General features: G+C 40.6%; 20 protein-coding genes, 1 tRNA gene and 1 other RNA gene. 14 read left to right on the plus strand and 8 right to left on the minus strand.

All coding sequences use genetic code 11. From position 1 onward, the window contains the following. The first annotated feature begins 24 nt into the window (after positions 1 to 24). From TZ97_RS00410 to TZ97_RS00455, 10 genes are all read left to right on the plus strand, one after another. The gene (locus tag TZ97_RS00410) at positions 25 to 867 is read left to right on the plus strand and encodes a PTS mannose/fructose/sorbose/N-acetylgalactosamine transporter subunit IIC (RefSeq protein ID WP_003019182.1); all 843 of its coding nucleotides are present in this window, start codon (positions 25 to 27) and stop codon (positions 865 to 867) included. After that, entirely contained in the window at positions 851 to 1705 is an 855-nt protein-coding gene (locus TZ97_RS00415) for a PTS system mannose/fructose/sorbose family transporter subunit IID (RefSeq protein ID WP_037585172.1), read from the plus strand. The genes TZ97_RS00410 and TZ97_RS00415 overlap by 17 nt, the downstream gene beginning before the upstream one ends. Positions 1706 to 1805: 100 nt before the next feature. Beyond that, positions 1806 to 2099, plus strand: coding sequence for a hypothetical protein (locus TZ97_RS00420; protein ID WP_003013750.1), 294 nt, complete (start codon positions 1806 to 1808; stop codon positions 2097 to 2099). A gap of 130 nt (positions 2100 to 2229) precedes the next feature. Next, entirely contained in the window at positions 2230 to 2511 is a 282-nt protein-coding gene (gene groES / locus TZ97_RS00425) for a co-chaperone GroES (RefSeq protein WP_024055367.1), read from the plus strand. A gap of 21 nt (positions 2512 to 2532) precedes the next feature. Further along, a complete protein-coding gene (groL, locus tag TZ97_RS00430; RefSeq protein WP_045759010.1) occupies positions 2533 to 4158 on the plus strand; it encodes a chaperonin GroEL in 1626 nt (541 codons plus the stop codon). A 906-nt stretch (positions 4159 to 5064) separates the two neighbouring features. Continuing rightward, positions 5065 to 5799, plus strand: coding sequence for a response regulator transcription factor (locus TZ97_RS00440; RefSeq protein ID WP_045759012.1), 735 nt, complete (start codon positions 5065 to 5067; stop codon positions 5797 to 5799). Positions 5800 to 5830: 31 nt separating this feature from the next. After that, the gene (locus tag TZ97_RS10865) at positions 5831 to 6646 is read left to right on the plus strand and encodes a sensor histidine kinase (RefSeq protein WP_235287870.1); all 816 of its coding nucleotides are present in this window, start codon (positions 5831 to 5833) and stop codon (positions 6644 to 6646) included. A gap of 81 nt (positions 6647 to 6727) precedes the next feature. Continuing rightward, a complete protein-coding gene (locus TZ97_RS10870) occupies positions 6728 to 7117 on the plus strand; it encodes a GHKL domain-containing protein (protein ID WP_235287872.1) in 390 nt (129 codons plus the stop codon). 288 nt (positions 7118 to 7405) lie between these two features. Then, positions 7406 to 8086 (plus strand): ABC transporter ATP-binding protein, encoded by a 681-nt coding sequence (locus tag TZ97_RS00450; RefSeq protein WP_045759013.1) that lies wholly within the window; start codon positions 7406 to 7408, stop codon positions 8084 to 8086. Further along, positions 8083 to 8790 (plus strand): hypothetical protein, encoded by a 708-nt coding sequence (locus TZ97_RS00455; protein ID WP_045759014.1) that lies wholly within the window; start codon positions 8083 to 8085, stop codon positions 8788 to 8790. Before TZ97_RS00450 ends, TZ97_RS00455 begins: the two co-directional genes overlap by 4 nt. A gap of 197 nt (positions 8791 to 8987) precedes the next feature. Here TZ97_RS00455 and TZ97_RS00460 read toward each other — a convergent pair whose 3' ends face one another. The 8 genes from TZ97_RS00460 to TZ97_RS00485 form a co-directional block, all read right to left on the minus strand. Further along, positions 8988 to 9518, minus strand: coding sequence for a hypothetical protein (locus TZ97_RS00460; protein ID WP_045759015.1), 531 nt, complete (start codon positions 9516 to 9518; stop codon positions 8988 to 8990). A gap of 430 nt (positions 9519 to 9948) precedes the next feature. Next, on the minus strand, positions 9949 to 10641 hold the full coding sequence (locus TZ97_RS00465) for an ABC transporter permease (protein WP_045759016.1): 693 nt from the start codon (positions 10639 to 10641) through the stop codon (positions 9949 to 9951). A gap of 1 nt (position 10642) precedes the next feature. Then, entirely contained in the window at positions 10643 to 11470 is an 828-nt protein-coding gene (locus tag TZ97_RS00470) for an ABC transporter ATP-binding protein (RefSeq protein ID WP_045759017.1), read from the minus strand. Between the two features lie 641 nt (positions 11471 to 12111). Beyond that, positions 12112 to 13257, minus strand: a complete 1146-nt coding sequence (locus tag TZ97_RS00475; RefSeq protein WP_045759018.1) for a low temperature requirement protein A — start codon at positions 13255 to 13257, stop codon at positions 12112 to 12114. 214 nt (positions 13258 to 13471) lie between these two features. After that, a complete protein-coding gene (locus TZ97_RS10075; RefSeq protein ID WP_080934794.1) occupies positions 13472 to 13885 on the minus strand; it encodes a helix-turn-helix domain-containing protein in 414 nt (137 codons plus the stop codon). Between the two features lie 96 nt (positions 13886 to 13981). Next, positions 13982 to 14054: transfer RNA gene (locus TZ97_RS00480), tRNA-Lys, on the minus strand. Positions 14055 to 14059: 5 nt separating this feature from the next. Next, positions 14060 to 14252, minus strand: a non-coding RNA gene (gene ssrS, locus TZ97_RS10080) — 6S RNA. Positions 14253 to 14318: 66 nt separating this feature from the next. Next, positions 14319 to 15590, minus strand: coding sequence for a replication-associated recombination protein A (locus TZ97_RS00485; RefSeq protein ID WP_037608262.1), 1272 nt, complete (start codon positions 15588 to 15590; stop codon positions 14319 to 14321). Between the two features lie 114 nt (positions 15591 to 15704). Between TZ97_RS00485 and TZ97_RS00490 the strand changes: the two genes are divergently transcribed. From TZ97_RS00490 to prmA, 4 genes are all read left to right on the plus strand, one after another. Then, positions 15705 to 16175 (plus strand): DUF3013 family protein, encoded by a 471-nt coding sequence (locus TZ97_RS00490; RefSeq protein WP_045759019.1) that lies wholly within the window; start codon positions 15705 to 15707, stop codon positions 16173 to 16175. Between the two features lie 12 nt (positions 16176 to 16187). Further along, positions 16188 to 16628 (plus strand): NUDIX hydrolase, encoded by a 441-nt coding sequence (locus TZ97_RS00495; RefSeq protein ID WP_045759020.1) that lies wholly within the window; start codon positions 16188 to 16190, stop codon positions 16626 to 16628. Beyond that, positions 16625 to 17098, plus strand: a complete 474-nt coding sequence (locus TZ97_RS00500; protein WP_045759021.1) for a GNAT family N-acetyltransferase — start codon at positions 16625 to 16627, stop codon at positions 17096 to 17098. The genes TZ97_RS00495 and TZ97_RS00500 overlap by 4 nt, the downstream gene beginning before the upstream one ends. A 137-nt stretch (positions 17099 to 17235) precedes the next feature. After that, positions 17236 to 18186 (plus strand): 50S ribosomal protein L11 methyltransferase, encoded by a 951-nt coding sequence (gene prmA, locus TZ97_RS00505; protein ID WP_152620224.1) that lies wholly within the window; start codon positions 17236 to 17238, stop codon positions 18184 to 18186. Position 18187 lies beyond the last annotated feature (1 nt).

Genomic DNA, 18187 nt, shown 5'->3' on the forward strand with positions numbered 1-18187 from the left:
TTACAAACAAAAGGAGCGTTTGTTATGACAATTTCATGGATTCAAGCAATCTTGCTTGGTATTTTCGCCAGCTTGTCTTCAATGCCTGGTATGGGAGGTTCCAGTATCGGGAACTATACACTCGGTCGTCCTTTGATCGGTGGGTTGATTTCAGGTTTAATTCTTGGAGATGTGACAACTGGTATTATGGTCGGGGTTGCCCTTCAAGTCGTTTATATCGCCTTGGTAACACCTGGTGGTACCGTATCTGCCGATGTTCGTGCCATCTCTTATATCGGTGTTCCTCTTGCTATCTTGTTTGTGCATGCTAATAACATCACAGATGAAGCTGGAATCGCCGCAGCTGCAGCTCCAATCGGTGCAGCCGTTGGGACAATCGGTACAGTTCTTTTCTACGGTACCGCTACTATGAACTTGGTATGGCAACACATTGGTTGGAAAGCCGTTGAAGAAGGAAACTTCAAAAAACTCTACGCAGTTGACTGGGTTTACCCTTGGATCTCTCACTTCCTCTTCTCTTTCCTTCCAACAATGATTATCACCAAATACGGTGAAAACATGGTTGATTTGATGAAACAATACCTTCCTATGGATGGTTACTGGATGAAAGCCCTCTTTACAGTCGGTGCTCTTCTCCCATGTGTCGGTATTGCCATCTTGTTGAAACAAATTGTTACAGAAGCAACTGACTTCATTCCATTCTTTGTTGGATTTACCTTGGCAAAATCTCTCGGATTGAACTTGGTATCCAGTGCTGTTGTTTCATTAATCTTTGCAGTAATCTACTATGAACTTGAAGTGATCAAATCGATGAAAGCTGCTCCTGCTGGAGCGGTAGATCTAGACGATGATGAGGAGGATATTTAAAATGGCTGATAGAAAGAAAATTTCAAAGAAAACATTAGCAAAAGCATTCCATCATTGGTATTATGGTCATTTGACTTGTTTCTCTCAAGAACATATGCAAACCTTCGGGTACTTGACTTCTATGCTTCCAATCGTAGAAGAAATGTATGACACAAAAGAAGAACAAAAGGATGCTATGCAAACCTATACGGCCTTCTTCAACACTGAACCACAACTTGGATCTCTTGTTGTAGGGATCACAGCTGGTTTGGAAGAAGCGCGTGCAAACGGAGATGCAGTAGATGGCGAAACCATCAACGGTATGCGTGCCGGTTTGATGGGACCAATTGCTGGTATTGGTGACTCATTGGTCGTTGGTACCTTGATCCCAGTTCTCTTAGGGATTGCCCTTGGACTTTCTAAAGGTGGTAACGTCGCTGGTGCTCTCTTCTACATCGTCGTATGGAACCTCTTAGTCTACTTTGGTATGCGCTTTGCCTTCTTCAAAGGTTACCAATTAGGGGATAAAGCCGTTGAATTCCTTGTAGGACCAAAAGGACAAGCTCTTCGTAAAGCGATCAGCGTTGTCGGTGGTATGGTTATCGGTGCCGTAGCAGCTACTTGGGTATCTGTTACAACAGCCCTTCAATTCAAGAATTCTGAAGGAAAAGTCTTCTTGAACATTCAAGAAAAGATCGATGGTGTTTATCCAGGTCTCTTGACAGCAGCATTCATCACTCTTTGCTGGTGGTTGATGTCTAAGAAAAAAATTTCACCAAACAAAGTTATGTTACTTCTCGTTGTAGTTGCTTTGATCGGTGTTGCCCTTGGTATCTTTGACCCACATCTTAAATACTAAGGTAAAGAAAAACGAATTTGCTAGTAGGAGTTTTTGAGAATGAAGTGAATGGACCTCCTTTACTTGCACTTCATTCTCAATTTTTATCAGGAGGAATCCCATGGTTACAAAACAAGAACTTGTCAATGGATATGAAACAGAAATCAACTACCAACGCCACATGCTTGAAAACCTTGGTCGTTGGTTCAGCTTACTCTTTATCATTGCCAGTATTGGTGTGGTATTGATCTATCTCTTTCACAAAAGTTTCCTCCCACTCTTGATCCTCGGGATTTTACTAGCCTTGGTTGGAATTTTAGGCATGATTGTTTTTGGATATGGCATCTACCGCGGGCGGATCAATCTTCAAAAAGTGATCGATGATTTCAATCAAAAATTGACAATTTTAAATTGAAATTATAGAAACATCTCATCTATTTTTGAGGTGTTTTTTTCTTGACTATTTCTGACCAAGTGATACAATAGAAACATAAGTTAGCACTTACGTATAGAGAGTGCTAAAAAACTCGTATGGAGGAATGAATATGTTAAAACCATTAGGAGACCGTGTGGTCTTAAAAGTAGAAGAAAAAGAACAGACTGTTGGAGGTTTTGTTCTCGCAGGTGCGAGCAAGGCCGATACAAAAACAGCTGAAGTAGTGGCCGTTGGCGAAGGTGTGCGTACCCTAAGTGGCGAACTCATTGCTCCAGCTGTAAAAGCAGGAGACCACGTTTTGGTTGAAAGCCATGCAGGAATTGAAGTTAAAGATGGGGAAGAAACCTACACCATCGTTGGAACAGCAAACATTCTTGCAATTGTAGAGTAAGAGAAGAAAGAGGTAAGAGAAATGGCAAAAGATATTAAATTTTCATCTGATGCACGTTCTGCAATGGTCCGTGGTGTCGATGTCTTAGCAGATACAGTGAAAGTTACGTTGGGCCCTAAAGGACGCAATGTGGTTCTTGAAAAATCATTTGGTTCTCCATTGATCACAAATGACGGGGTGACCATCGCCAAAGAAATCGAATTGGAAGACCATTTTGAAAATATGGGTGCTAAATTGGTGTCAGAAGTTGCTTCTAAGACTAATGATATCGCAGGTGACGGTACAACGACCGCAACGGTCTTGACTCAAGCCATCGTCCGTGAAGGGATCAAAAACGTCACTGCAGGTGCTAACCCAATTGGCATCCGTCGTGGGATTGAGACTGCTGTTGCAACAGCAGTAGAAGCTTTGAAAAACAATGCGATCCCAGTATCAAGCAAGGAAGCGATTGCTCAAGTAGCTGCTGTGTCTTCTCGTTCTGAAAAAGTCGGTGAGTACATCTCTGAAGCCATGGAAAAAGTTGGCAAAGATGGGGTTATCACGATTGAAGAGTCACGTGGAATGGAGACAGAACTGGAAGTTGTTGAAGGAATGCAATTTGACCGTGGTTACCTCTCACAATACATGGTCACTGACAATGAAAAGATGGTGGCAGACCTTGAAAATCCATACATTTTGATCACTGACAAGAAGATTTCAAATATCCAAGAAATCTTGCCATTGTTGGAAAGCATTCTTCAAAGCAACCGTCCACTCTTGATCATCGCAGATGATGTCGATGGCGAAGCTCTTCCAACACTTGTCTTGAACAAGATCCGCGGTACCTTTAATGTCGTAGCTGTCAAGGCACCAGGATTTGGAGATCGCCGCAAAGCCATGCTAGAAGACATTGCCATCTTGACAGGTGGTACAGTCATTACAGACGATCTTGGTTTGGAATTGAAAGATGCAACCATTGAAGCACTTGGTCAAGCAGCTAAAGTTTCAGTCGATAAAGACAGTACTGTCATTGTCGAAGGTTCTGGTAACCCAGAAGCGATCGCTAACCGTGTGGCTGTTATCAAGTCACAAATCGAAACTACAACATCTGAATTTGACCGTGAAAAATTACAAGAACGTTTGGCTAAATTGTCTGGTGGTGTTGCCGTAATCAAGGTTGGTGCTGCAACAGAAACAGAATTGAAAGAAATGAAGCTCCGTATCGAAGATGCCCTTAATGCGACTCGCGCAGCCGTTGAAGAAGGGATCGTTGCCGGAGGTGGTACAGCTCTTGTCAATGTCATCTCTGCAGTCGCAGCCCTTGAGTTGGAAGGAGATGAAGCGACCGGACGCAATATCGTTCTTCGTGCTTTGGAAGAACCTGTGCGCCAAATTGCCCACAATGCCGGTTACGAAGGATCTATTGTGATTGATCGCTTGAAAAATGCCGAAGTCGGAACAGGTTTCAATGCTGCAACAGGTGAATGGGTGAAAATGATTGATGCAGGAATCATCGACCCAGTTAAAGTGAGCCGTTCAGCCCTTCAAAACGCTGCTTCCGTAGCGAGTCTGATCTTGACAACCGAAGCAGTCGTAGCCAACAAACCAGAACCAGCAGCCCCAGCAGGACCAGGAATGGATCCAAGCATGATGGGCGGGATGATGTAAGACACGTAGCCTAATGGGTGCTAAAGCACCTCATTAGGCTACGGCAAGCACCATGGTGCCTTGCCGAAGTGTCTTACTAAGAAAATAAAGAAGGCGTTATCGGCCTTCTTTATTTTCTGTAGTAACTGTTACACGATTGAGGCTTTGCCTCTCATCATTGGACGCCAGCCACTATTGTGCGGTCTGGCTAATCGTCTTACTAGCTCAAAGAGAGTGGGACAGAAATCGATAATTCGTTAGAATTCGATTTCGTCGTCCCACCTCCGCACAGTTGAGTAGGGCTGTAAAAGATGATAAAATCAGCGTAGTAGAGCCCACTCAACCACTGTGTCTTGCTCGACAATCCAAAAACAATTGAGAGGCTAGGACTTTTGTCCCAGCCTCTTTTTATCGTGCTTTGGGATTTTCATTTGTTATGGAATAATATTTTTATTTTAAATTTTGTAACAAAAATGATAAATACTAATTAAAGAGGACTTGCGTAGATGCTTGGGAATCCAGTGTTTGCGGTATTTTCAGGCAGAGGAGTATTTGCCAACAAATTGCAATACAAATTAACTGATTTTGTAATAATTCTAGTGTATACTAGTAAGAGTAGATCACAGGTCTACATTGTTGCAAGGGGAGAACTTCCCACATACATGTCTATTGACAATAAAACTTGATCGTAATATCGCTGTTAGTAAAATGAGAGTTTGAACATAGCGTAGATTTTATCGACCTTTTTCATATTAAAAAATATTTTTCAAATTCCCCTTGCGCAAGCTCTTCCGGATTCCTCCGGGAGAGTTTTTTTGTTAAGGAAAAAAGATAGAAGGCCTTTTGAGTCTCTTTTGAAAGAGTAGCTCAGCAGCCATCATTTATGGTAAAATAGAACATATTCGTAGAGGGGAAGGAGTGAGGACTTTGTTGAAGATTTTTGTGTTAGAAGATGAATGGATCCAACAATCGCGTATCGAAGCGGTCTTGCAGGATCTCATCCGTCAAAAATCCTTGCAATGCAAAGCGCCAGAAGTGTTTGGGAAGTCAAGCCAGTTGCTGGATGCTATCACAGAGAGAGGCGCCCATCACCTATTCTTTTTAGATATCGAGATTAAAGGTGAGGAGAAAAAGGGGCTGGAGATCTCAAAAGAGATTCGTAAGAAAGATCCCCATGCGACCATTGTCTTTGTCACCACTCACTCTGAATTTATGCCCATTACCTTTCAGTACAAAGTGGCTGCCTTGGATTTTATCGATAAAACGCTGGGTGAGGAAGAGTTCAAAGAGAGAATCAGCTCAGCCATCGATTATACCTTGGAGCAAGCTGGGACCACGATTGCGCAAGATGCCTTTACATTTGAGAGTGCGATGGCGCGTGTACAAGTTCCTTTTAATAAGATTTTGTATGTTGAAACGTCCCCAACCATTCACAAGGTCATTTTACACACCCAGGAAGAGCGCTTGGAATTTTACGCTAGTATTGCCGATATCGAAAAAGCAGATCCCCGCTTGTATCGGTGCCACCGCTCCTTTGTGGTGAATCCGCAAAATATTACGAAGATTGATAAAGAAGCCAAGAAAGCTTTTTTTGAAAATGGGGACAATTGCTTGATCTCACGGACCAAGTACAGAGGCTTACTGGAAGCTTTGAAAAAATAGAAGGGAGAAAGAATTGCTGTTAGATATTCTAATGTCTTACCTAAAGTTCTTCGTCAGCATGCTGATCTATCGTCATATCAGTAGACAAGAGTTCACCTTGCGCTGGCTCTTTTTGTGCCCCTTCTTCTTTGCAATTATCTTTACCCTTGTGCCACCGGTAGGCTTTTTTGGCTATTTCTTAGTATTTATTGCCTATAGTTTCTATCGAAATCGTAACATACGACACCTTTTGAATATTTTTTACGGGCTCTACCCGGTTGTCATGGAGAGTCTCATTGGGCGCCTCCTAGCCTTTTATGTCTTTCCAATGCTAGGGATCGTACTTGTTCATGAGGCATCTGTCAGCTGGTATGATGCTCTACTTGAATTGCTGGTCTTTCCTGTTTATATAGGAATCACTAAATTGTTAAAACTAGATTTTACAGATCTAAAAGTAGGATTTCAACGGCAGTATTTTAATCGTTTCTTACTCCCAATGGATCTTTCCATGTTTGTGTATTTGCTCAGTGTTGTAGGTCTGGTGGTTTTTGAGGATATTATTCCGCATGCAGATGCTTTGCGGAAACAGTTAAATAGTATTTATTTGATTTTGTTTTTTGTGATGCTCTTGTATTTCAATGCAGTGTCCAAAGAACGATTGAAACAAGAGATTCTGGAACAAAAAGATAGGCAACTGCAGGAGTTAGCCACCTATAGCCAACACGTCGAAATGCTCTACGGGGAGATTCGTGCCTTTCGTCATGATTACCTGAATATTTTAACCAGTCTCAAATTAAGTATTGAGCACGAAGACCTCAATGCGATCAGGGAAGTCTATGAGAATGTTCTTCGAGAGAGTGGCCAGTAATTTTACAATAGTAAGTTTGATATTGCCAAACTCAGTCACATAGAAAATCCAGCTGTAAAAAGTGTTCTGTCCGCAAAATTATTGGAAGCTCAAAATAAAGGGATTGGGATCTCTGTCGAGATCGATGAACCTGTTCGTGATTTATTCATCGAGGTTTTAGATTTCATCACCTTCTTATCCATCCTTTGTGACAATGCTATCGAAGCGAGTCTTGAATCAGAGGACCCCCAGCTGACTCTTGCCATGCTTCAGGAGACGAACTCCCTCATCTTAATAGTTGAAAATAGTACAAAAGCTGAAAAAATAGATCTGGCGAGAATTTTTGAAAAAGACTACTCGAGTAAAGGAGAGGGTCGCGGTCTTGGCTTGTACAAGATCCAACAATTACTGGAAAAGTATCCCAAAACGACAGTGTCTACCAAGAGTTCAAACTACCGATTTACTCAGAGCCTGACCTTTTGGAAGGAATAATGGAAGAGAGAGTGGGACAGAAATCGGTAATTCGTTAGAATTCGATTTCGTCGTCCCACCTCCGCACAGTTGAGTAGGGCTGTAAAAGCTGATGAAATCAGCGTAGTAGAGCCCACTCAACCACTGCGTCTTGCTCGACAATCAAAAATAATTGAGAGGCTAGGACTTTTGTCCCAGCCTCTTTTTTGACCATTCGCGACGATTTTTTGACCGATTCTGACAGAGAGCCACAAAGACTGTCCCTTTGAAGTATACTGTACACAAGATCAATAAGAAAAGAGGGATCGTATGTTTCAGGTAGCATCTATTACAAAATCATTTAAGGAGAAAGCTGTATTAAAGGGAGTGTCTTTTTCGATAGAAGAAGGAGACAAAATTGCCTTGCTGGGAAATAATGGAGCAGGAAAAAGCACCCTGTTCAACATTATCGCTGGGCAGCTCCAGGCCGATTCGGGGACGATAAAGACTTCGCTTGATTTTCAAAGGGAAATTGGGATGATGCCCCAGGGGGATCTGCTCATCGATGATTTAACCCTTGCTGAATTTGTCGAATTAAAAAGCCGGATGAATCAGCAGAAGCAGGCTGATATCAATGGACTCTTAGAAATGGTTGAATTGAGAGAATCAAGAGAGCAGATGGTGGGAAGTCTTTCTGGTGGTCAAAAGAGGCGCTTGTCCTTGTTGTTAACTATTTTGAATCATCCAAAATTGATTTTTTTAGATGAGCCGACGACTGGCATGGACTTGGAAGCAGTGGATAATTTTTGGAAATTGCTGGAGCAGCAAGAGTTTACATCTGTTGTGGTGACCCATGATTTTAACCAAATTGATGCCTTTTTTACAAAAGTCCTGATTTTAAAAGAGGGTCGAATTGCTGCAACAAAGGCTGTTGAGGACATTCACCAGGCTGGTCAAACCATTGAGCAGTATTTCCGAGAAGAGATGAATAAAGGAAGGGAACAAGCATGAAAAAGATTCAATTAAAACAAGTTTTACGAAATAAGCGCTTTGTATTATTCACCATTATTTTACCCATAGGCTGGTATATCTTCTTTTATCAGCTTCAAAAAGGGGTTTCACCAAGTATTTTATTAGGTATTGCCGTATTTATCGGGGTCATTGGCAATAGCCTTGCAACCTTTAGTAAGCGAATCGCCTCAGATATCGGTTTTTATTCTTTTGAATCCCACTTTACAAGCTATAGTGTCAAAAACTATTTATGGGATCAAAGCATCGTACAACTGATTTTGAACAGCTTGATCTTTTTAGCAGTGCTAGTAGTTGCTGTTCTAGGTTTTCACTTTCCAGTGACGACTAGCCTTTTGGTACAATTTTTCCTCTTATCCTTTATGGGGATCTACTTTAGCGTGATTGGCTTTGTTCTTGGGGTCAGGGTAGATGCTAAGACGATTGATACCATTGGCTTTCCTGTCATTATTTTGGCCGCCATGACCATTATTCCCTTTGATACGCTTGGCGCAAGTGGAGGATTTATGGACTTGGTTGGCAAGCTACAACGGGCTTTCCCAGGCTATTATTATACAAAGCTGATCCAAGATTTGACTGAGAAACAAACGATTGATGTTACCCAATTAGCGCTCTTTGTTGCCGTATTTGGATTGAATTTGCTATTTTTCTATCTGCTCGTACCCAAAGGGAAAATGGGGAACTAAGAGAAGTTAAAAAGAGGCTGGGACAAAAGTCCTAGCCTCTCAATTATTTTTGGATTGTCGAGCAAGACGCAGTGGTTGAGTGGGCTCTACTACGCTGATTTCATCAGCTTTTACAGCCCTACTCAACTGTGCGGAGGTGGGACGACGAAATCGAATTCTAACGAATTACCGATTTCTGTCCCACTCTCTTTTCTTTGCTATAAAACGGTTATTCGGTATTCGTCCGTCAAGTACTTGGACAGATCTTGCCAATCTTCTTCCTTAAATTTACAAAGATTTACGAAGAGTTTTACGGTATGGTGCTCTGTGTTAATGATGACATTCGATTTTGAGAGATTTTCTAGTGCTGTATTGTCCCTCAGTTGAAATTCGATAAAATAACTCTTACTATTCTGGTGATCTGGGTCACTAACATCGACCTCTTTATAAGCTGCACTTACCAAATCTTCCTTGGGGATAAAGATGTCTTTTGTCAGAATCACTCCCTGATAAGCATGAATCCCATCAGAAGTCAGCTCAAAGGCGATCTGACGACTGGTCAGTCTTTTGATCCCAGCAATGGTTGCATAGATCGCAATCAAAAATAAAAGGATCTGAATGAGAGTGATAAAAGTGATTTTTGGAAACCCCTCAAAACCTAGGATCGATAAAAAAGCTAAGTGGACAAAGAGCGCACAGGCAAAAGCCAGAGAGCCATATCCGATATATTTTGAATAATAGATCTTCATTTTGGACCCCTTACATTTAAGATGCAACGAAAACTTGAAATTTCAAGTACCCTTATCATAGCGGATTCAGGCAAGAACTGTCAAATGTTTGCTAGGGTTCAAAGGTGCTTTTTTATTTTAAATGGAATAACAATGATGCAGGATGTTCTAACTTCGTACGCTACATTATAGTATATAAAAATATGAGCCAAATACTTTTGAGACAAGCAAAAAAGCCTTGTAAACCAAGGCTTTTACTGTTGAAGTTTGATGCCCCCTGCATGGATTTGGAAAGAATTTTCATACTGATAGTAATTAAAAATATTGAAATATAAGTGATTTTAGGGAAATACTTTTAAGTATTTTCAATGTCATGATTTAAAAATGGGGCAAAAGTGTGTCAAAAATTATTTTATCAGTAACCTAGGCTCGATTAATTGCTTACATCATCTCAATGTTTCTTATTCCAGACGAATCCCGTATATACAAGTGCGGACATTAACATGATCCAAAGTAACAATGTTAAAATTTGTATATTATAAAGATTGAAGGCAGAGATATCATTAAAATATTGATTATGCGCTCCTAATAGAGAAAAATCTGTTAATAATTTAGCAAATTTATTTATGCTCGAAAACATAGGGAGAGTCATAATGACAAGATAGAATATTAGGCTCACGGCAGAGGCTTGTGTTTGATTTTTACAGAACAAAGCTATCGCAAAGTTGACCAATATAAAACAAAGTATCGTAAGGAAGGTTATTAATGAATATAGAGCAAGATTAGGTATTGAGATACCAAAAGTAATAGGCATCACCCAAACACCTATAATTGAAAATAGAAATGGAAATAAGATTGTAGAAAAAATATACTCTGGAGTTTTGACACCTGTTAAAATCAATGTTCTTAAATTCTTTTTATCTTTTTCTTCGCTGATGATTAGTGTAGTAAAAGTTCCAGCAGTCAGGCTATAGATGGTAATAATCGCCATACTCATTAAAAAGACTGAACCACGAACGTCTGGCACAAAGTTTAAAAGTGAGAAGTCGACTATTGGTGTGAATACACATACAAATAGAATTATTTTGTTATGAAGAAGGTATCTATACCGTAACCATAACAAACTAAAAAATCGATTAAGCATATTATAATTTGTCTCCTGTTAATTGAATAAAGATACTCTCAAGGCTTGTTTCTAGAGTATTGATTGTTTTAGTATTCTCTCCTAGATACTTATAAGCTTCCTCTTTAGGAACAATTATCTCTCTTCCATCAAAATAGCTTATTTTAACCTTATCAGTCTGACTGTACTTATCAATAATCTCCCGAGGCGAACCTTGTTCAACGATTTTTCCTTCATGAAGCAAAGCGATTGAATCACATAATTTGGTCGCCTCATCCATGTTATGAGTTGTTAAAAAAATAGTTGCCCCAGAGTTTTTAATTTCTAGTAGTAGTTCATGAACGATTTGAGATAGGGTTGGATCCATTCCAGAAGTTGGTTCATCTAAAAAAATTACTTTTGGTGAATGTAGAATCGCCCGAATTAACAACATTCGTTGTTTCATTCCAGTTGATAACTTCTCTGCTTTATTAAATCGATCATCATATAACTTCAATCGCTTTAATAAATGATCTAGATATGCTATTTCTACATTGTGGAATTTAGCAAAAAATAAAAGATTATCGTACAGAGACAGTCTATCATAGAAACCCACATTATCACTCATAATTCCCAATTTTAAAAAGTCGTCAGAGGTTAATTGGGTGCAATCTTTTCCTAAGATTTTAACCTCTCCTCCATCAGGTGGCAACTGACCGGTTAAAATATTTATTGTCGTAGTTTTGCCAGCACCAGATGGTCCTAAAAAACCAAATATTTCTCCACTACTTATTGAGAAACTGATTTCCTTGAGTGCTGTTTTGTCTTTAAATTTTTTGGTAAGATTTGAAATTAAGATACTATCGTTCATTTTATATCTTTCTTTTAGAAAATTATTACGTGACTTGTTAGCATCACGATAAATTGGAATACAGGAATTTTATTTACCAGTTCATAGGCTTATTCCTAAAGTTTTAAATCTATAATACTAAGATTTAAAAGATAAAGCAAGACCTATTCTTTAGTTAGCTAATTTTTAAAATGTAGTTTACTCGCAGATAGTTTTTTAAATTATCGTATTATAATCTCTGAATGAAAGTATAGGTATATTTTCTAGTTTATACAGAAGAGGTGGTACAAATCCACTTGTTTTAAATAAACAAAAAAGCCTTGTAATCAAGGCTTTTTCCTGTTGATTTAGATGCCCCCTGCATGAATTTGTAAGAACTTTTCATATTGAAAATAAACAAAAATGTTGAAATATAGCTGATTTTAGGGAAATACTTTTAGGTGTTTTCAATGTCAGGATTTAAAAATGGGGCAAAAGTGGGGCAAAAACGAATGTCTCGTATTTTGTTTGAAAACCTATAATACCTAATGATTATGCTATTCTAGATATATAGTTTTGTTATAAATAAATGTCAGTGCGAGATCAAATTGGAGGATAAAATGGAAAAACAAATTAATGAAAAAAAGCCTTGGTTCCCAAAGCTTTTTTATGTTATAAACTCATTAAAAGAACCCCCAGTTAGATTTGGAATATTTTTTATTCTGTGTCACATAAAAATAAATAAAATGAATGGCTATAGCTAGAGCGAAGATGGTTGCAATACTCAGCACTATTGTAGGATTCGAAGCGAAAACCAAAGAGAGAATCAAGGCAGCCAGATAGAGTGTCGCTTGGACACAGTAGTAACTTCTCGGATAGCGAAGATAGTTTTTGTTATAGGGCCCATTTGCTAGGACAGCAGCTTGGAAGAGGCCAATTCCGATATAAAAGAAGCTGATTGCAACGAGAAGATTAGCCTCGGGATTCAGGAGATAACCCATCGAAACTGTCATCAACATAAGCCCAATGAAAATAGGATAGTGACTATAAATTATAAATACTCCCTTTTGATTGGATTCTTCGTCAATAGCATGGTCAAATTCACCAAAATAAAACAAGAACAGAGAAAGCATGATAACGAAATTAAGAACCGAATATATAGAGAAATTCTCAACTGTAAAGAAGTTAACTAGCCCAATAACCATCTCTCCAAACGTAATGATGACAAGAAGGGAGACGCGCTCGATTAAATGGGGAAGATTTACCTGGAAATGCTCATCTTTAGTCATCAAGAAAATTGGCACAATAAATGTTAGCAGAATACTAGCAATAAAGATATAGACTCCAACGTAAATAGGGAAAAGAGCTGCCAGATAGACTCCTAAACTTTGTAGACCTGTTAACCATAGAAAACCTTTGATGCTTTCCCGATCAGTATTATCGGTTGATTCTCTAAAAAACTCAACCAAATATTGAAAAAATAAGGTAAGGGTTAATGTACCAACAGCCCAACAGGTATAATAGAACCATTGTTGCCAATTGTATCCAATCATATTGGATATAAAGAGCATAAGTCCCATGTTGGTAAACATGATTACCATATTAAATAACGAGTTTGTTCCATAGCGATTGGTATAAATGGTTTGAATCATCCAGGAATTGATGATAACCATGACAGAGATGAAGAAATCAAGTAAAGAATCCCAAGCCACAACACCGTCATGAAGAGGGTGAATTAAAGCAGTTGCTTTTGAAATTGCAAAAACAAACACTAGGTCATAAAATAGTTCTGAAAATTCTACACGTTTATGTTTAATAAGAGTTGTCATCTTAAGTCCTTTCTATTCTAGAAGTACAATTTATTATAACAGAAAATGGTAATGAGAGAAAAGGATATGCTTAAATAACTTCATGTGACGCGAATTGTCAAAATCTTGGAGCACATTTACCTCATGTACCAACTCACAGGCAGAGTGTTTGATGATTGATAATGAAGAATAAGATTTTACAATAGAAAAGCGAGGATATCCTCGCTTTTTTTATTTAATCTAATAGCTCCTTATTTTCAATTAAGAGCTCTAGTGGAGATTTATCTCTTGCTTCAATAAAATCAGGTTCATATTGGGTATGAAGTGTTCTTTTCTGAGAAGTTGGATCAATATACAACTCTTTTCCATCTTCTGTGTATAGTTGGTTGCCTCTTGTTAGGTAAAGTAAATCCTCTAAGTACTGTCCATCAGTATGTAGGAAATGCTCGATGTATTTGACAGCTTTTAAGATTTCACTTACTTTATCAGAGTATTCATTAGATTCAAGAACACTCTTTTCTAACTCAATCTCTTTACTCGTTCCAAAGAGTTGGGTTGGAGTTGCATTAAAATATTCTGCTATCTTATCTAAATTTGCAAAGGTAGGATAGCTTTTTTGTTTTTCGTAGTCAGAGATGTCTGGAAAGATTGCTCATAAAAAAATGTGGGGCAAATGATGGGGCAAATCAGTTATAGACAAACAAAAAAGCCTTGTAAATCAAGGCTTTTTCCTGTTGTATGTAGATGCCCCCTACAGGGCTCGAACCTGTGACCCATAGATTAAGAGTCTACTGCTCTACCAACTGAGCTAAGGAGGCAAATATAAAAAGCTGTATTGGTGCCGATACTTCACGATTTGTATTGAACCCGCGCAATTAAGCAGGTGGGCAACTCGCTCTGACTTAGCTGCTTCCGCGTGAAACGGCCTGCATACTGCCAGAAGTCTTTTGTTTCCCTAATAATACAAAAAATAGTCGGTCAACACTTAAGTGTGAAGTCGTACACCACAGCGTTTCTATATGTATATGATACCACATTTTGAAAATATTTCAAGGAAAAATCTCAATTTTTTGAAACCGATGTCACTTTTTCTTAAATTGATCAATCTTCTCCTTGGTGGCTCCGAGAGCACGCTCGTACTTGCCATTTTCATTGGGAATAAAGTAGGAAGCGTGTTTGAGCTTGTCTGGCAAGTAGTCCTGATTGACCCAGTTGCCAGGGTAGTTGTGAGGGTATTTATAGTTTTGCGCATTTCCCAGTTCCTTGCTTCCAGCATAATGACCATCGCGGAGGTGGCGAGGAATAGGAAGGTTGCCAGAACTTCTAAGATCAGCCAGCGCCTTGTCCATGGCAACGTAGGCTGAGTTGGATTTCGGCGAAAGGGCTAGATCGATGACGATGTTGGCGATGAGAATGCGGGCCTCAGGAAAGCCGATGCGCTCAGCTGCTTGTAACGCTGTCACGGTATGAATCTGCGCATCTGGATTGGCCAGACCGATATCCTCATAAGCGATGACAGTCAAGCGACGAGCTAGGCTGGGTAGATCTCCGGCTTCGATCAAACGAGCTGCATAGTGGAGACTAGCATCGACATCCGAACCACGGATAGATTTTTGCAGAGCAGAGAGCACGTCGTAGTGGCCGTCTCCATCTTTGTCCATGGTGATGTAGCTGCGCTGGAGACTGTTTTCCATGATCTCTAGCGTAATATGGCGAATTCCTTCTGCATTTTCAGAGGTCGACAGCACCGCCAGATCGAGAGAATTAAAGGCAGAGCGAAGATCTCCATTGGTTGAGGTAGCGATGAAATCCAAAGCGTCCTCATCGAGCACGACTGGAAAATCAAAGCCACGGTCGGGATCGTCCAGCGCCGTTTTTAGAGCTTGCTTGACCTCCTCCGTCGTCAACGGTTCCAGCTCAAAGATTTGTACGCGGCTACGAATAGCGGGTGTGACAGAGAAAAAGGGATTTTCAGTCGTTGCACCGATCATGATGACCAGACCACTTTCGAGCAAAGGCAGGAGAAAATCTTGTTTAGTTTTATCGAGGCGATGGATCTCGTCCAAGAGCAGGACCAAGCCACCAGAAAATTTGGCCTCCTCTGCAATTTCTTGTAGGCGTTTTTTACTGTCAACTGTTGCATTAAAGGTCCGAAAAGCATACTTGGTCGTTCCTGCGATCGCAGAAGCAATACTGGTCTTTCCGATCCCCGGAGGTCCATAGAGAATCATAGAGGACAGACGATTGGCCTCGACCATGCGACGAATGATTTTGCCTTCTCCAACCAGGTGCTGTTGACCGATGACTTGATCGATCGTTCGTGGTCGCATACGGAGTGCGAGATTGTCGGGCATTTCCTTCTCCTTTCTAGCTTTGTCTCCTTTCAAAGAGACGGTTTTTATGGTAAGATTGTAGTAACTATTGTATCATATTCCGCTCTAAGAGTGGGAAATTAGAAAGAGGACGCTATGTCTAAATACGGATTTTTGGATGTTTTAGAAGAGGAGATGGACAAGGTTTTTCCCTTTGATTTTGAGATCAATTGGGATAAGAAAAACCATGCGGTAGAAGTGGCTTTTCTCTTGGAAGCGCAAAACACAGGCGGGGTTGCACTGGTTGATGAAGCCGGTGAAGAGTCTGATGAGGATATTTTCTTTGAAGAAGCCGTGCTCTTCTACAATCCAGCCAAGTCTCATGTGGAAGAAGATGCCTATTTAACGGCGATTCCTTATGAGCCTAAAAAAGGCTTGTCTCGTGAGTTTCTAGCCTATTTTGCGACTTTCCTCCGAGATACAGCTGAGTTGGCCTTGGATGAGCTCATGGATTTCTTAGCAGACGAAGAAGCAGAGAGCTTTGAGATCGTCTGGAACCAAGAAGTTTTTGAAGAAGGCAAGATTGGCCTAGAAGAAAGCACCTTTTATCCCTATCCGAGATATTAAGAGGGAAAGCTCATGCTTGAGGATTGCTTAGAAGCACGATTCGAATTTACGGGTTGTAAAATTGCCTTGATTTGTGAGGGGCAAATTTTGACCATCTTGCGAGATGATAAAGAAACGATTCCATACCCCAATATGTGGGACTTGCCAGGTGGTGGTCGGGAAGGAAATGAGACACCTTTTGAGTGTGTGGCGCGTGAGGTTTATGAGGAATTGAACATCCAACTGTCGAAAGAGGAAGTGATCTGGTCTGGGATCTATCCTGGCATCTTGGATGAGAAGAAACAGTTCGTTTTTCTAGTTGGCAATCTAGCCCAAGAAGAGTTTGATCTCATTGACTTTGGAGATGAGGGACAGGGCTATAAGTTAGTGAGCTTTGAAGAGTTTTTAACTTCAGATCGAGTGGTTCCCCAATTGCAAGAACGAGTGAGAGATTATGTGGAGGAAAGTTTATGATAAGACTTGAGAGAGCAGGGGCGGAAGATTTAGAAACCATTATTGCCATTCAAAGAGCCAGTTTTAAGGCAGTTTATGAAAAATATCAGGATGAATATGATCCTTATCTGGAGGACCGTGAACGAATCAAATGGAAACTGGCAGAGCGCCCCAATAGTTATTACTACTTTGTAAAAAAAGATGAAGAAAACATCGGATTTTTACGAGTTCAGACCAATGAAGAGTTAACGGAAGCTTGGTTGGGGACCGCAGCGATACTGCCTCCGTATCAGGGAAAAGGGTATGGTTCTGAAGGATTGCGCTTGCTAGAAGAGGAATTTTCAACCGTTTCACAATGGGATTTGTGTACGGTGTTACAGGATGCAGGCATGGTCGCGTTCTACGAGAAGAATGGCTACCATCAAACCCATATCGAGCCTGAAAAAGAAGGCATGGATATGGTCTACATGAAAAAATTGATAGAGAAATAGAAAGGATGGTTCGGTTAAATTTCTAAACTGAACCCGCCCTAAACACTGTGCCAAAAAGATAAACTTCTCCTAGACACAAGTGTCTTCAGAGAGTTTCCTATTTTGGCTTTGTGTTTTACGGGCTTGGTATCTTAATGATGGAAACATGGCAAGAGTTAAAAGTTACAGTGAAGCGTGAGGGTGAGGAACTAGTCTCCAACCTCTTGATCGAGTTAGGTGCCCAAGGGGTCGCGATCGAAGATAGCATGGACTATGTGGGCAACGTGGACCGCTTCGGTGAGATTTTTCCTGATGTCGAGCAGCAAGAAGAAATCGTGGTGACCGCCTACTACCCGGAAACGGTTGATGTAGCAACAGTTGAAGCGGATTTGCAGGATCGCTTAGCAGAATTGACGGATTTTATGGATCTAGGAGAGGTCAAGATGGGCACGACTGCCTTGGCTGAGGAAGACTGGGCCGACAACTGGAAGAAATACTATGAACCAGCTCGCATCACTCATGACTTGACCATCGTGCCGTCATGGACGGACTATGAGGCGACTGCTGGAGAAAAGATTATCAAGCTGGATCCTGGTATGGCCTTTGGAACAGGAACTCACCCGACCACTAAGATGAGCCTCTTTGCCTTAGAGCAAGTCCTTCGTGGCGGGGAGACAGTGCTAGATGTGGGGACAGGATCAGGCGTCCTTTCTATTGCTAGCTCCCTTCTTGGTGCCAAGGAAATCTTTGCCTATGACTTGGATGATGTAGCGGTTCGCGTCGCTCAGGAAAATATTGAGCTCAACCCGGGAATGGAAAACATCCATGTAGCTCCGGGCGATTTGCTCAAGGGCGTGGAGATTGAGGCAGATGTCATCGTGGCCAACATCTTGGCGGATATTCTTATCCATCTGACAGATGATGCTTATCGTTTGGTCAAGGACGAAGGTTACCTGATCATGAGTGGAATTATCAAGGACAAATGGGACATGGTACGTGAGTCGGCTGAGTCAGCTGGATTTTTCCTTGAAACCCACATGATCCAAGGGGAATGGAATGCCTGCGTCTTCAAGAAGACCAAGGATATCTCCGGTGTGATTGGAGGCTAGC

Origin of the sequence: Streptococcus parasanguinis, from assembly GCF_000963275.1 — a bacterium.
In the GTDB taxonomy this organism is placed as follows: domain Bacteria; phylum Bacillota; class Bacilli; order Lactobacillales; family Streptococcaceae; genus Streptococcus; species Streptococcus parasanguinis_B.

Bases quoted from the DNA above. Each gene is read 5' to 3' on its own strand.
- TZ97_RS00410 (WP_003019182.1), top strand. From the start codon at position 25: ATGACAATTTCATGGATTCAAGCAATCTTGCTTGGTATTTTCGCCAGC.
- TZ97_RS00415 (WP_037585172.1), top strand. From the start codon at position 851: ATGAGGAGGATATTTAAAATGGCTGATAGAAAGAAAATTTCAAAGAAA.
- TZ97_RS00420 (WP_003013750.1), top strand. From the start codon at position 1,806: ATGGTTACAAAACAAGAACTTGTCAATGGATATGAAACAGAAATCAAC.
- groES (WP_024055367.1), top strand. From the start codon at position 2,230: ATGTTAAAACCATTAGGAGACCGTGTGGTCTTAAAAGTAGAAGAAAAA.
- groL (WP_045759010.1), top strand. From the start codon at position 2,533: ATGGCAAAAGATATTAAATTTTCATCTGATGCACGTTCTGCAATGGTC.
- TZ97_RS10865 (WP_235287870.1), top strand. From the start codon at position 5,831: ATGTCTTACCTAAAGTTCTTCGTCAGCATGCTGATCTATCGTCATATC.
- TZ97_RS00450 (WP_045759013.1), top strand. From the start codon at position 7,406: ATGTTTCAGGTAGCATCTATTACAAAATCATTTAAGGAGAAAGCTGTA.
- TZ97_RS00455 (WP_045759014.1), top strand. From the start codon at position 8,083: ATGAAAAAGATTCAATTAAAACAAGTTTTACGAAATAAGCGCTTTGTA.
- TZ97_RS00460 (WP_045759015.1), bottom strand. From the start codon at position 9,518: ATGAAGATCTATTATTCAAAATATATCGGATATGGCTCTCTGGCTTTT.
- TZ97_RS00465 (WP_045759016.1), bottom strand. From the start codon at position 10,641: ATGCTTAATCGATTTTTTAGTTTGTTATGGTTACGGTATAGATACCTT.
- TZ97_RS00470 (WP_045759017.1), bottom strand. From the start codon at position 11,470: ATGAACGATAGTATCTTAATTTCAAATCTTACCAAAAAATTTAAAGAC.
- TZ97_RS00475 (WP_045759018.1), bottom strand. From the start codon at position 13,257: ATGACAACTCTTATTAAACATAAACGTGTAGAATTTTCAGAACTATTT.
- TZ97_RS00485 (WP_037608262.1), bottom strand. From the start codon at position 15,590: ATGCCCGACAATCTCGCACTCCGTATGCGACCACGAACGATCGATCAA.
- TZ97_RS00490 (WP_045759019.1), top strand. From the start codon at position 15,705: ATGTCTAAATACGGATTTTTGGATGTTTTAGAAGAGGAGATGGACAAG.
- TZ97_RS00495 (WP_045759020.1), top strand. From the start codon at position 16,188: ATGCTTGAGGATTGCTTAGAAGCACGATTCGAATTTACGGGTTGTAAA.
- TZ97_RS00500 (WP_045759021.1), top strand. From the start codon at position 16,625: ATGATAAGACTTGAGAGAGCAGGGGCGGAAGATTTAGAAACCATTATT.
- prmA (WP_152620224.1), top strand. From the start codon at position 17,236: ATGGAAACATGGCAAGAGTTAAAAGTTACAGTGAAGCGTGAGGGTGAG.